The organism is Pseudonocardia sp. Ae150A_Ps1, from assembly GCF_001932315.1.
Lineage (GTDB): Bacteria > Actinomycetota > Actinomycetes > Mycobacteriales > Pseudonocardiaceae > Pseudonocardia.
This window is the reverse complement of sequence record NZ_MCIJ01000001.1, coordinates 735,447-749,642: the sequence shown is the minus strand read 5'-3', so window position 1 is coordinate 749,642 and position 14,196 is coordinate 735,447. Positions and strand designations below refer to the sequence as shown.

The window sequence follows — 14,196 nt, the reverse complement described above, 5'->3', positions numbered from 1 at the left end:
GCCGCCGCCGTGCTCGGCCTCGCCGCCGCCGACGACCTCACCGACCAGCGCGCGTTCCGCGACGTCGGGTTCGACTCGCTGACCGCCGTCGCGCTGCGGAACCGGCTCGCGTCGGTCACCGGGCTGACGCTGCCGTCGACGATGGTCTTCGACCACCCGACCCCGGCGGCGCTCGCCGCGTTCCTGCACGGCGAGCTGGCCGGGGCCACCCCGGTCGCGGTCGCCGCGCCGTCCACCACGGCCGCGCAGGACCGGGACGACCCGATCGTCGTCGTCGGCATGAGCTGCCGGTATCCCGGCGGGGTCGCCTCCGCCGAGGACCTGTGGCGGGTCGCCCTCGACGAGGTCGACGCGATCTCCGGGTTCCCAGCCGACCGCGGCTGGGACGCCGCGGGCCTCTACGACCCGGACCCGGACCGCGCCGGGCACACCTACTCGACGCAGGGCGGGTTCCTGCGCGACGTCGCCGACTTCGATCCCGGCTTCTTCGGGATCTCGCCCCGCGAGGCGCTGTCGATGGACCCGCAGCAGCGGCTGCTGCTGGAGACCACCTGGGAGACGTTCGAGCACGCCGGGATCGACCCGGCCGCGCAGCGCGGCAGCCGCACCGGCACCTTCATCGGCGCCAGCTACCAGGACTACGCGTCCGGGGTGCCCGCCGCCGAGGGCGCCGAGGGCCACATGATCACCGGCACGCTGCCCAGCGTGCTGTCCGGGCGGGTCAACTACCTGTTCGGCTTCGAGGGACCGGCCGTCACGCTCGACACCGCGTGCTCGTCGTCGCTGGTCGCGATGCACCTGGCCTGCCAGTCGCTGCGCAGCGGGGAGAGCTCCCTCGCGCTGGCCGGCGGTGTCAGCATCATGTCCACCCCGATGTCGTTCGTCGGGTTCAGCCGCCAGCGGGCCCTCGCCGAGGACGGCCGCTGCAAGGCCTACGCCGACGGCGCCGACGGCATGACCCTCGCCGAGGGCGTCGGCCTCGTCCTGCTGGAGCGGCTGTCCGACGCCCGCCGCAACGGGCACGAGGTCCTGGCGGTCGTCCGCGGGTCCGCGGTCAACCAGGACGGCGCCTCCAACGGCCTCACCGCGCCGAACGGGCCGTCCCAGCAACGCGTGATCCGCCAGGCGCTGGCCGGGGCCGGGGTCGCGCCGAACGACATCGACGTGCTGGAGGGCCACGGCACCGGCACCGCGCTCGGCGACCCGATCGAGGCGCAGGCGCTGTTCGCCACCTACGGCGCCGGCCGCGAGCCGGAGCGGCCGCTGCTGCTCGGCTCGGTGAAGTCCAACATCGGCCACACCCAGATGGCGTCCGGCGTCGCCAGCGTGATCAAGCTGGTCCGCGCGCTGCAGGACGGGGTCGTCCCGAGCTCGCTGCACATCGACGAGCCCTCGACGCACGTCGACTGGTCCTCCGGGGCGATCGACCTGCTCACCGAGCGCACCGCGTGGCCGGAGACCGGCCGCCCGCGGCGCGCCGCGGTGTCGTCGTTCGGGATCAGCGGCACCAACGTGCACACGATCCTGGAGCAGGCCCCGGCCGTCCCGGCCGATGTCCCCGCCACACCCGCGCCGGACGGGGTCCCGGCCCCGGTGCTGGTCTCCGGCCTCGGCGAGGCCGCGCTCCGCGACCAGGCCGGACGCCTGCTGGACCTGCTCGACGCCCGCCCGGAGCTCCGGCCCGGCGACCTCGCGCACGCCCTGGGCACCACCCGCGCCGCCCTGGAGCACCGCGGCGCCGTGGTCGCCGCCGACCGCGACGAGCTGGTCCGCGGCCTCACCGCGCTGCGCGACGGCGGCACCGCACCCGGCGTCGTCCGGGGCACCGCCGGACGCGGCCGGACCGCGTTCCTGTTCACCGGGCAGGGCAGCCAGCGCGCCGGCGCCGGTGCCGAGCTGTACACCCGGTACCTGGTGTTCGCCGACGCCCTCGACGACGTCCTGTCCCGGCTGGACGCCGGCGCCGACGGCGGCCCGCCGCTGCGCGACGTCCTGTTCGCCGAGCCCGGCTCCGCCGACGCGGCGCTGCTGGAGCGCACCGGGCACGCCCAGCCCGCGCTGTTCGCGCTCGAGGTCGCACAGTTCCGGCTGCTGGAGTCCTGGGGCGTCGTCCCCGACCTGCTGGCCGGGCACTCGATCGGCGAGATCGCCGCCGCGCACGTCGCGGGCGTCCTCTCGCTCGACGACGCCTGCACCCTCGTCTCCGCCCGCGGCCGCCTCATGCAGGCCCTGCCCACCGGCGGGGCGATGGTCGCCGTCGAGGCGGGCGAGGACGAGGTCACGCCGCTGCTCACCGGGGGCGTCGGCATCGCCGCCGTGAACGGGCCGGCCGCCGTCGTCGTCTCCGGCGACGCCGACGAGGTCGACGCGATCGCCTCCCGGCTCGCCGGGCAGGGGCGCCGCACGAGCAGGCTGCGGGTCTCCCACGCGTTCCACTCGCCGCTGATGGAGCCGATGCTCGACGAGTTCCGCGCGGTCGCCGACCGGCTGGACTACGCGGTACCGGCGATCCCGGTCGTCTCGACCGTCACCGGCACCCTGGCCACCGCCGCACAGCTCACCGACCCCGCGTACTGGGTGGAGCACGTCCGGGCCACCGTCCGCTTCGCCGACGGCGTCGCCGCGCTGGCGTCGGACCACGACGTCCGGACCTTCGTCGAGCTCGGGCCGGACGGCGTGCTGTCCGCGGCAGCCCGCGACACCGTCGGCGACGAGCCGGGCACCGTGCTGCTGCCGATGCTGCGCAAGGACCGCCCCGAGGAGCGCACCGTGCTCGCCGCGGTCGCCGGCGCCCACGCACACGGCACGGCCCTCGACCGGCGGGCGCTGCTCGCCGGGTACGGCGCCGGGCGGATCGCGCTCCCGACCTACGCGTTCCAGCGCGAGCGCTACTGGCCGGAGACGGCGGGCGTCCCGGCGGCCGGCCCGGCGCCGGAGGGCACCGGGGCCGACGCCGAGTTCTGGGCCGCCGTGGAGCGCGACGACGTCGAGGGACTCGTCGGCTCGCTCGGCCTGGACGACGCCACCGTCTCCGCGATGGTCCCGGCGCTGACCGCGTGGCGCCGCCGCCGCGGCGAGCAGGCCACCCGCGACGGGTGGCGCTACCGGATCACCTGGACCCCACGCACCGGGTCCCCGGCCGGCGGCGACCTCGACGGGCGCCGGCTCGTCCTGGTCCCGCAGGGCTACCGCGACGACGCGACGGCCGTCTGGGCCGCCGACGTCGAGGCCGCACTGGGCGCTGGGAGCGCCGAGCGCGTCACCGTGACCGGCACCGACCGCGCCGTGCTGGCCGCGGCGATCACCGCGGCCGCGGGGGAGGGCCCGGCGTTCGCGGGCGTCCTGTCGCTGCTGCCGCTCGCCGACGGCGACGCCGGGCCCCCCGGCGTCCCCGCCGCGCTGTCGCTGACCACCACCGCCGTCCAGGCGCTCGGCGACGCCGGGGTCGACGGTCCGCTGTGGACCGTCACCCGCGGCGCCGTCGCCGTCGGCCGCTCCGAGCAGGTCACCGAGCTGGACCAGGCCGCCGCCTGGGGCCTGCTGCGGACCGCGGTGCTGGAGCTGCCCGGCCGGATCGGCGGCACCGTCGACCTGCCCCCGTCGATCGACGCCCAGGCCGCCCGGCGGCTGCGCGGCGTGCTCGCGGCGGCCGACGGCGAGGACGCGGTGGCCGTGCGCCCGTCCGGCGTCTTCCTGCGCCGGCTCGTGCACGCCCCCGCCCGCACCGGCGGCACCTCCACCCCGTTCGACGCCACGGCCGGCACCGTCCTGATCACCGGCGGGACCGGCGGGATCGGCGGCCACGTCGCGCGGCGGCTCGCCCGTGACGGCGCCGCGCACCTGCTGCTCGCCGGGCGCCGAGGGCCCGACGCCCCCGGCGCCGCGGCCCTGCGCGCCGAGCTGGAGGAGCTCGGCGCCCGCGTCACCGTCGCCGCCTGCGACGTCGCCGACCGCGACGCGCTGGCCGCGCTGCTGGGCGACGTCCCCGCCGGCCTGCCGCTGGTCGGGGTGTTCCACACCGCGGGCGTGCTCGAGGACCGCGTGCTCGACGCGCTCACCCCGGAGAACTACGGCGGGGTGCTGCGTGCCAAGACGGTCGCGGCCCAGCACCTCGACGAGCTGACCCGCGACGCCGGGCTCGCCGCGTTCGTGCTGTTCTCCTCGACCGCAGGCACGATCGGCGCCGCCGGGCAGGGCAACTACGCCGCCGCGAACGCCTACCTCGACGCGCTCGCCGAGCACCGGCGGGCCCGCGGCCTGCCCGCGCTGTCGGTCGCGTGGGGGCCGTGGGACGGCTCCGGCATGGTCGCCGACGCCGCCGAGGTCGCCGCCCGGGTGCGGCGCGGCGGGTTCGAGCCGCTCGACCCCGAGGCGGCCGCGTCCGCGCTGCTGCGGGCCGTCGACGCGAGCACCGACGGCGGGGAGACCACCGTCGCGATCGCCGACATGGACTGGGAACGGTTCCTGCGCGCGTTCGGCTCCGTCCGCCCGATGCCGCTGGTCGCCGACCTCCCCGAGGTCGCGCGGCTCGCCAGCCCCACCACCGGCGGCGACACCGGCACCGGCCTGCGGGGCCGGCTCGCCGCCCTGCCCGGCGACGAGCGCCTCGGCGTCGTCCTCGACGTGCTGCGCACCCAGGTCGCGGCCGTGCTCGGGCACGCCGACCCGCGGACCGTCGACGACGACCGCGCGTTCCGCGACCTCGGCTTCGACTCGCTGACCATCCTGGAGCTGCGCAACGCGCTCAACGCCGCCACCGGTCTGTCGCTGCCCGCGACCCTGGTCTACGACCAGCCGACCCCGCGGGAGATGGCCGGGTTCCTGCTCGGCGAGCTGCTCGGCACGCTCCCCGACGAGCGCGGCCCGGTCACCGCGACGGCCACCGGCGACGACCCGATCGTCGTCGTCGGGATGGCCTGCCGGTTCCCCGGCGGCGTCCGCACCCCCGACGACCTGTGGGAGCTCGTGGCGGGCGGTGGCGACGGCATCACCGCCTTCCCCGACGACCGCGGGTGGGACCTCGCCGCACTCGGCGACGGCGCCTCCGCGACGCTGCAGGGCGGGTTCCTCGACGGCGTCGCCGACTTCGACGCCCGGTTCTTCGGCATCTCCCCGCGCGAGGCGCTCGCCATGGACCCCCAGCAGCGGCTGCTGCTGGAGACCACCTGGGAGGCGTTCGAGCGGGCCGGGATCGACCCGGCGACGCTGCGCGGCTCGGACACCGGCGTCTTCGTCGGCACCAACGGCCAGGACTACGCGACGCTGCTGCGCCGCTCCTCCGACGACGTCTCCGGCTACGCCGCCACCGGCAACTCCGGCAGCGTCATGTCCGGCCGGCTGTCCTACGCACTCGGCCTGGAGGGGCCGGCCGTCACGATCGACACCGCCTGCTCGTCGTCGCTGGTCGCCCTGCACTGGGCCGGCCGCGCGCTGGCGGCCGGGGAGACCGACCTCGTCGTCGCCGGCGGCGTGTCGGTGATGTCCGGGCCGGACTCGTTCGTCGAGTTCTCCACCCAGGGTGGCCTCGCCCCGGACGGGCGCTGCAAGCCCTTCTCCGACGACGCCGACGGCACCGCCTGGTCCGAGGGCGTCGGCATGCTGGTGCTGGAGCGGCTCTCCGACGCGCTCCGCCACGGCCACCGCGTGCACGGCGTGATCGGCGGTTCCGCGGTCAACCAGGACGGTGCCTCGAACGGGCTCACCGCGCCCAGCGGGCCGTCGCAGCAGCGGGTCATCCGGCAGGCGCTGGCCGACGCCGGGCTGGCCCCGGGCGACGTCGACGCCGTCGAGGCGCACGGCACCGGCACCACGCTGGGCGACCCGATCGAGGCGCAGGCCCTGCTCGCCCCCTACGGCCGCGACCGCGACACCGCGCGCCCGCTGCACCTGGGCACGGTCAAGTCGAACATCGGCCACACCCAGGCCGCCGCCGGCGTCGCCGGCGTCGCCGGCGTGATCAAGATGCTGCTGGCGATGCGGCACGGCACGCTGCCCCGCACGCTGCACGCCGGCACGCCGTCGTCGCACGTGGACTGGAGCGGCGGCACCGTCGCGCTGCTCGACGAGGCCCGGGACTGGCCGGAGACCGGCGGCACCCGCCGGGCCGGTGTCTCGGCGTTCGGCGTCAGCGGCACCAACGCGCACGTGATCGTCGAGCAGGCACCGCCCGCCCCGGAGACCGCCGCCGACCTGCCCGGTGAGGTGCCGTGGGTGGTCTCCGCCCGCTCGGCGGCGGCGCTGCAGGAGCAGGTCGACCGGGTGGTCGCCCACGCCGGTGCGCACACCGCCACCGACGTCGCCGCCACCCTGGCCCGCGGCCGCACCCTGTTCGGCCACCGCGCCGTCCTCCTCGCCGGGCCGGACGGGATCCGCGAGGCCGCCCGCGGCACCGCGCCCCGCACCCCCGGCCGGACCGCGTTCCTGTTCTCCGGGCAGGGCGCGCAGCACGCCGGGATGGGCCGCGAGCTCCACGAGCGCCACCCCGCCTACGCCGAGGCACTCGACGAGGTCCTCGCCCGGTTCGACGTGCTCCTCGACGCACCGCTGCGGGACGCGCTGTTCGCCGAGCCCGGCTCGGCGGCGGCCGACCGGCTCGACGAGACCGGCACGACCCAGCCGGCGCTGTTCGCCGTCGAGGTGGCGCTGTACCGGCTTCTGGAGTCCTGGGGCCGCACCCCGGACCTGGTCGCCGGGCACTCCATCGGCGAGATCGCCGCCGCGCACGTGGCCGGCGTGCTCTCCCTCGACGACGCGTGCGCGCTCGTCGCGGCGCGGGCGTCGCTGATGCAGGCGCTCCCCGCCGGTGGCGCGATGGCCGCCGTCGAGGCGGCCGAGGACGAGGTCACCCCGCTGCTGGGCGACGGCGTCGCGATCGCCGCGGTCAACGGGCCCGCCTCGCTGGTCGTCTCCGGCGACGCCGACGGGGTCGCCGCGGTCGCGGACCTGCTCGCCGCCGACGGCCGCCGGACCCGGCGGCTGCGGGTCAGCCACGCGTTCCACTCGCCGCTGATGGACCCGATGCTCGACGGCTTCGCCGCCGCGGTCTCCGGGATCACGGTCGCCGAGCCGCGGATCCCGCTGGTCTCCACCCTCACCGGTGCCCCGGCCAGACCGGAGCTGGGCGAGCCCGGCTACTGGGTGCGCCACGTCCGGGAACCCGTGCGGTTCGCCGACGCCGTCCGCGCCCTGCACGACGCCGGCGCGACGACGTTCGCCGAGATCGGTCCCGACGCCGCGCTGCTCGCCCCGGCCCAGCAGACCCTGGACGCGGTGGCCGCGGCCGACGGCCCGGCACCGGTCGTCGTCGCGCTCCAGCGGCGCGACCGCGACGCCGGCACCGCGCTGCTCGACGGGCTGGCGACCCTGCACGTGCACGGCGCCGGTCCGGACTGGACGGCCGTGCTCCCCGGCGGCCGCCCGGTCGAGCTGCCGACCTACCCGTTCCAGCGGGAGCGCTACTGGCCCGAGCCCGGCGCCACGGCCGGCGCCACCGGAGGGGCCGACCCCGCCGACTCGGCCTTCTGGGCTGCCGTCGAGCGGGAGGACCTGGAGAGCCTGTCGGGCTCGCTCGGCGTCGACGGCGACACGCTCGCCACGATGGTCCCGGCGTTGTCCGCGTGGCGGCGCCGGCACGGCGCGGAGTCCGCGGCCGCGTCCTGGCGCTACCGCGAGACGTGGACCCCCGTCCGCACCCCGGACGTGACCGTCGCCGGGCGGACGCTCGTGCTCGTGCCCGCCGGGCACGACGGCTGGGCCGACGCCGTGGTGACCGCGCTCGACGGGGACGCCGTGACGGTCGGCGACGACCTCGCGGTGCTCTCCGCGCGAGCCGGCGCCGGAGCGGCCCCGGACCGGGTGGTGTCGCTGCTCGCGGCCGGGACGACCGGACTGCCCCCGGCCGTCGCCCACCCGTCCGCGCTGCTCGACGCGCTGCTCGCGGCCGGGATCGACGCCCCGCTGTGGTGCGTCACCCGGGGTGCGGTCGCCGCGGAGGGCACCACCCCCGCCGCCGGGCAGGCCGCGCTGTGGGGGACCGGCCGGGTCGCCGCGCTGGAGGCACCGCAGCGGTTCGGCGGCCTCGCCGACCTGCCCGCGGGTCCCGGCCCGGTGACCGCCGCGGCCGCCGCGGCACTCGCCGCGCTGCTCGCCGGCCCGGGCGGGGAGAGCGAGATCGCGGTGCGCGCCACCGGCGCCTACGCACGCCGACTCGTCCGCTCGGGCGGTGCCGGTGGCTCCGCCGGGACGGCCGCGGGCGGCTGGCGCCCGCGGGGCACCGTGCTCGTCGTGGGCGGCACCGGGGAGCTGGGCCGCCGCGCCGCGCGCCGGCTGGCCGCCGACGGCGTCACGCACCTGGTGCTCACCGCACCGGCCGCCGACGGCGACGTCGACACCGACGCCGTCACCGCCGAGCTGGAGGGGCTGGGCGCGGCGGTCACCGTGTCGGACGCCGATCCCGCCGACCCGGCAGCGCTCTCCGCACTGCTGGACGGTGCGCCAGGGGGGCCCGGGGCGCCGACCGCCGTCGTCCACGCCGGCGGGGCACCCGGCGACGGGGACCTCGCGGAGGTCCTCGCGTCCGTCGAGGCGCTCACCACGGCGCTCACCACGGCGACCACGTCGGGGGACGTGGCCCGTGACCTCGACGCGGTCGTGCTGTTCGGCTCGATCGCCGGGGTCTGGGGCGTGCGCGGACGGGCCGTCGAGGCCGCCGCCGGCGCCCATCTCGACGCCGTCGCCCGCACCCTGCGCGGCCACGGTGTCCCCGCGACGGCCGTCGCCTCGGGTGCCTGGACCGACCTCGCCGACCGCTCGACCGCGGCCCACCTGCGGATGAACGGCCTGCCCGCGATGGACGGCGACGCGGCGATGGCCGCGCTCGGCCGCGCCGTCGCCGACGGGTCGGCCGCCGAGATCGTGGCCGACGTCCGCTGGGAGACCTTCGCCCCGGTCCACCACGACGCCCGCGCCACCACCCTGTTCGACGCGCTCCCCGAGGCCCGCACCGCGCTGTCCGGCGCGGCCCGCGAGCGGGCCGGCCGCGAGGCCGCCGCGAGCGGGTACGGGCAGTGGCTCGCCGAGCAGCCCGAGTCCGAGCGCGACGCGATCCTGCTCGACCTGGTCACCGCGAAGGCGGGGACCGTGCTCGGCCTGGACACGACGGACGGCGGCGAGCCGCTGGAGCCCGACCTGCCCTTCCGGGACCTGGGCTTCGACTCGCTCACCGCGGTGGACCTGCGCAACCAGCTCACCGCCGTCACCGGCGTCGCGCTGCCCGCCACCCTGGTGTTCGACCACCCGAACCCGGCCGCGCTGGCCGCGCACCTGCGCGATGAGCTGATCGGCGGGGGTGCCGCGGCCGCCGGTCCCGTCGCCCCCCTCGCCACCGCCGCCGGGGACGACCCGATCGTCATCGTCGGGATGGCCTGCCGGTACCCGGGCGGCGTCGCGTCGCCGGAGGACCTGTGGCGCCTCATGGCCGACGCCGTCGACGCCGTCGGGGAGTTCCCCGACGACCGCGGCTGGGACCTCGACACCCTCGCCGGTGACGGCCCCGGGCGCAGCGCCACCACCCAGGGCGGGTTCCTGTACGACGCCACCGACTTCGACCCGGGCCCGTTCGGCGTCTCGCCGCGCGAGGCCCTGGTCATGGACCCGCAGCAGCGGATCCTGCTGGAGACCTCGTGGGAGGCCCTGGAGCGGACCGGCATCGACCCGGCCTCGCTGTGCGGCAGCGCCGAGTACGGCGTGTTCGTCGGCGGCGGCTCCGGTGACTACCGGCCGAGGCCGGGCAGTGGCAGACCACCCAGTCCGCGAGCCTGCTGTCGGGCCGCGTCGCCTACACCTTCGGTGTCCAGGGGCCCACGGTCTCGGTGGACACCGCGTGCTCGTCGTCGCTGGTCGCGCTGCACCTGGCCGCGCAGGCGCTGCGGGCGGGGGAGTGCTCGATCGCGCTCGCCGGCGGCGTCACCGTGATGGCGACCCCGGTGGGCTTCGTCGAGTTCAGCGCGCAGGGCGCGCTGTCGCCGGACGGGCGCTGCCGCGCCTTCTCCGACGACGCGAACGGCACCGGCTGGTCCGAGGGCGTCGGCATGCTCGTCGTCGAACGGCTGTCCGACGCCCGCCGCCGCGGCCACCGGATCCACGCGGTGCTGCGCGGCTCGGCCATCAACCAGGACGGCGCCTCCAACGGCCTCACCGCACCCAGCGGTCCGGCCCAGCAGCGCGTCATCCGGCAGGCACTGGCCAACGCCCGGCTCGCCCCGGCCGAGGTCGACGCCGTCGAGGTGCACGGCACCGGCACCACCCTCGGCGACCCCATCGAGGCGCAGGCCCTGCTCGCCACCTACGGGCAGGACCGCGAGCAGCCCGTGCTGCTCGGCTCGCTGAAGTCGAACATCGGCCACACCCAGGCCGCGTCCGGCGTCGGCGGCGTGATCAAGATGGTGCTCGCCATGCAGCACGGTGTGCTGCCGCGCTCGCTGTACGCGGAGAACCCGTCGTCGCACGTCGACTGGACCGCGGGCGACGCCCGGCTGCTCACCGCGCACACCGGGTGGCCCGAGACCGGACGCCCGCGCCGGGCCGGGATCTCTTCGTTCGGCGCGAGCGGCACGAACGCCCACGCGATCCTGGAGCAGCCCCCGCACACGGAGCTCCCCGCGCCCGCCGACGGCACCCCGGACGACGGCGCCGCCGTCCCGGTGCTGCTGTCCGGCCGGTCCGCCGACGCGCTGCGGGCCCAGGCCCGCGCCCTGCTCGCCCACCTCGGCGAGCACCCGGAGCTGCGCCGCCTCGACCTGGCCCACGCACTGGCGACCGGCCGGGCCGCGTTCGACCACCGGGCCGCGGTCACCGCCACCGGGCGGGACGAGCTCGTCGCGGGGCTCACGGCCGTCGCCGACGGCGGCACCGCCGCGCAGGTCGCCACGCACCGCCTGGAGCGCAGCGGCCGCAGCGCCGCCCTGTTCTCCGGGCAGGGCGCCCAGCGGCCCGGGATGGGCCGCGAGCTGTACGAGCGGCACCCGGTGTTCGCCGAGGCCTTCGACGCGGTGCTCGCCCGGCTGGACGGTCACCTCGTCCGGCCGCTGCGCGAGACCGTGTGGGGGACCGACGCGGACGCGCTCGCCGAGACCGGCGCGACCCAGCCGGCGCTGTTCGCGGTCGAGGTCGCGCTGTACCGGCTCGTCGAGTCCTGGGGGGTCCGCCCGGACTTCGTCGCCGGGCACTCGATCGGCGAGATCACCGCCGCGCACGTCGCCGGGGTCCTCGACCTCGACGACGCCTGCCGGCTGGTCGCCGCCCGCGCCCGCCTCATGCAGGCACTCCCGGCCGGCGGCGCCATGGTCGCCGTCGAGGCCGACGAGGACGAGGTGACCCCGCTGCTCACCGACGGCGTCGCGATCGCCGGGGTGAACGGGCCCGGCTCGGTCGTCCTCTCCGGCGACGACGACGCCGTGACCGCACTGGCGGGTGTCCTCGCCGACCGGGGCCGCCGCACCAGCAGGCTGCGGGTCAGCCACGCCTTCCACTCGGCACGGATGGACCCGATGCTCGCGGAGTTCCGCACGGTCGCCGAGGGGCTCGACTACCACGAGCCGCGCATCCCGGTGGTGTCCAACCTGACCGGGGAGGTCGCCGCGGCCCACGAGCTCCGCTCGGCGGAGTACTGGGTGCGGCACGTGCGGGGCACCGTCCGGTTCGCCGACGGCGTCCGGGCACTCGCCGCCCGCGGCGTCACCACGTTCCTCGAGCTCGGTCCGGACGCCGTGCTGTCCGCGCTCGTGCCGCGCAGCGCGCCGGACGCGGTCGCCGTCCCCGCACTGCGCCGCGACCGCGACGAGGACGCGACGCTCGTCGCCGCACTCGCCCGGCTGCACACCCACGGCGCCGGCCCGCGGTGGGCGGCGTTCTTCGCCGGCCACGACACCCGCCGGGCCGACCTGCCGACCTACCCGTTCCAGCGCGGCCGGTTCTGGCCGGACGTCATGCCGGGCCAGGAGACCCGCGCCGCCGCACCCGCCGGGCCGGGCACACCCGACGAGATCGACGCCGCCTTCTGGGAGGCCGTCGCCCAGGAGGACTTCTCCGCGCTGGAGTCGCAGCTCGACGTCGAGGGCGCGGCCCTGTCCGCGGTGCTGCCCGCGCTGATGGACTGGCGCAGCCGCCGTGCCGACGAGGCGCGGCTGGCCCGCTGGCGGCACCGCATCGTGTGGAAGCGCCTGACCGGCCCCGCCGCCGGGCAGCGCCGCACACCCGAGGGCACCTGGCTGGCCGTGCTGCCCGACGGCGTCGCCGGGGACCCGTGGGTGACCACGGTGCTCGCAGGGATCGGTACCGGCGGTGCCGAGGTCGTGACCGTCACGACCGGGTCCACCGACCGGGCCGAGGTGGCCGCCGCGATCACCGCGCAGCTGCCCGCCGGGACCCCGGTCGCCGGTGTCGTGTCGCTGCTCGCCCTGCGCGACGACCTCACCGGCGACGTGCCCGAGGGGATCGGGCTCACCACCGGCCTGCTGCAGGCGCTCGGCGACGCCGGCGTCGACGCCCCGCTGTGGTGCGTCACCCGCGGCGCGGTCTCCACCGGCGGCTCCGACCGCCCGGCACGGCCGCAGCAGGCCGGGATCTGGGGCCTGGGCCGGGTCGCGGCGCTGGAGTACCCGCAGCGCTGGGGTGGCCTGGCCGACCTGCCCGAGGACCCCGACCCGCGCGCCGCGGCGGCGCTCGGCGCCGTGCTCGCCGGCACGGACGGCACCGGTGACACGGAGCAGGGCGAGGACCAGGTGGCCGTCCGCGGCTCCGCGGTCCTGGCCCGCCGGCTCGTCCCGGCCCCGCCGAGCGAGGACACGACGGCGTGGACGCCGAGCGGCACGGTGCTCGTCACCGGCGGCACCGGCGCCCTCGGCGGGCACGTGGCGCGGCGGCTCGCCGCCGACGGCGCGCAGCACCTGGTGCTGCTCGGCCGCCGCGGCCCGGACGCACCGGGCGCGGACGCGCTGCGTGCGGAGCTGGAGGCGCTCGGCGCGGGCGTCACCGTCGCCGCGTGCGACGTCGCCGACCGGGAGCAGCTCTCCGCTGTGCTGGACGCGATCCCCGCCGACCGGCCGCTGACCGGTGTCGTGCACGCCGCCGGCGTCCTCGACGACGGGATCCTCGACCGCCTCACCCCCGAGCGCTACCAGGAGGTGTTCCGGTCCAAGGTCACCGCCGCGCTGCTGCTCGACGAGCTGACCGCCGGCGCCGGCCTGGAGGCGTTCGTCCTGTTCTCGTCCGCCTCCTCGGCGGTCGGCAACCCCGGCCAGGCCAACTACGCGGCCGCCAACGCTGTGCTCGACGCGCTCGCCGAGCAGCGCCGGGCCCGCGGTGCCGCGGCCACCTCGATCTCCTGGGGTGTCTGGGGCGGCGGCGGGATGGCGGGCGACGGCTCCGCCGACGACGCGGCCCGCCGCACCGGGATCGGTGCGATGGACCCGGCGCTGGCGGTGGAGGCCATGCTCCGCCTGGTCGCGGCGACGGCGCCCACCGCGGTCGTCGCCGAGGTCGAGCTCGACCGGTTCGCCGGCGCGTTCGGCGGCACCCGCCCCAGCCCGCTGCTGCGCGAATTCCCCGGCTACGCCGAGCTCGTCGCCGGGCAGGCGGGGCCCCGCCCCGGCGCGGGGGAGGACGACCTCGCCGCGACGCTCGCGGCACTGCCGCCCGCACGGCGGCTGGACACCGTCGTGGACCTGGTGCGGACCCGTGCCGCGCAGGTCCTCGGCTACCCCGGCACCGACGACGTCGGCGCCGAACGGTCCTTCCGCGACCTCGGCATCGACTCCCTCGGCGCGGTCGAGCTGCGCAACCAGCTCGGCGCCGCCACCGGCCTGGGACTGCCGGCGACGCTGGTGTTCGACCACCCGACCCCCGCCGCCCGGTACCTGCTCGACGAGCTGGCCGGCGACGACCCCGACGCCGGCGGCACCGGTGGCGAGGAGGCCGAGATCCGCGCCGCGCTCGCCACCGTGCCCCTGGAACGGCTCCGCGAGCTCGGCGTGCTGGAGCCGCTGCTGCGGCTGACCGGCCGTGGCGAGGACCCCGCCGGCGACGACGACACCGGGAGCGGTCCCGGCGGCCCCGAGGTCGACGCGATGTCCGTCGACGACCTGGTGCGGGCCGCCCTCGACGGCCGGTCCGACGACCTGTAGCGCGAGTGAGGAAGCA

General features: G+C 77.8%; 1 pseudogene (cut by a window edge). It reads left to right on the top strand.

What is annotated here, in order from left to right:
• Positions 1 to 14,180: pseudogene (locus Ae150APs1_RS03215) on the top strand (type I polyketide synthase) (it extends 14,414 nt beyond the left edge of the window).
• Positions 14,181 to 14,196 lie beyond the last annotated feature (16 nt).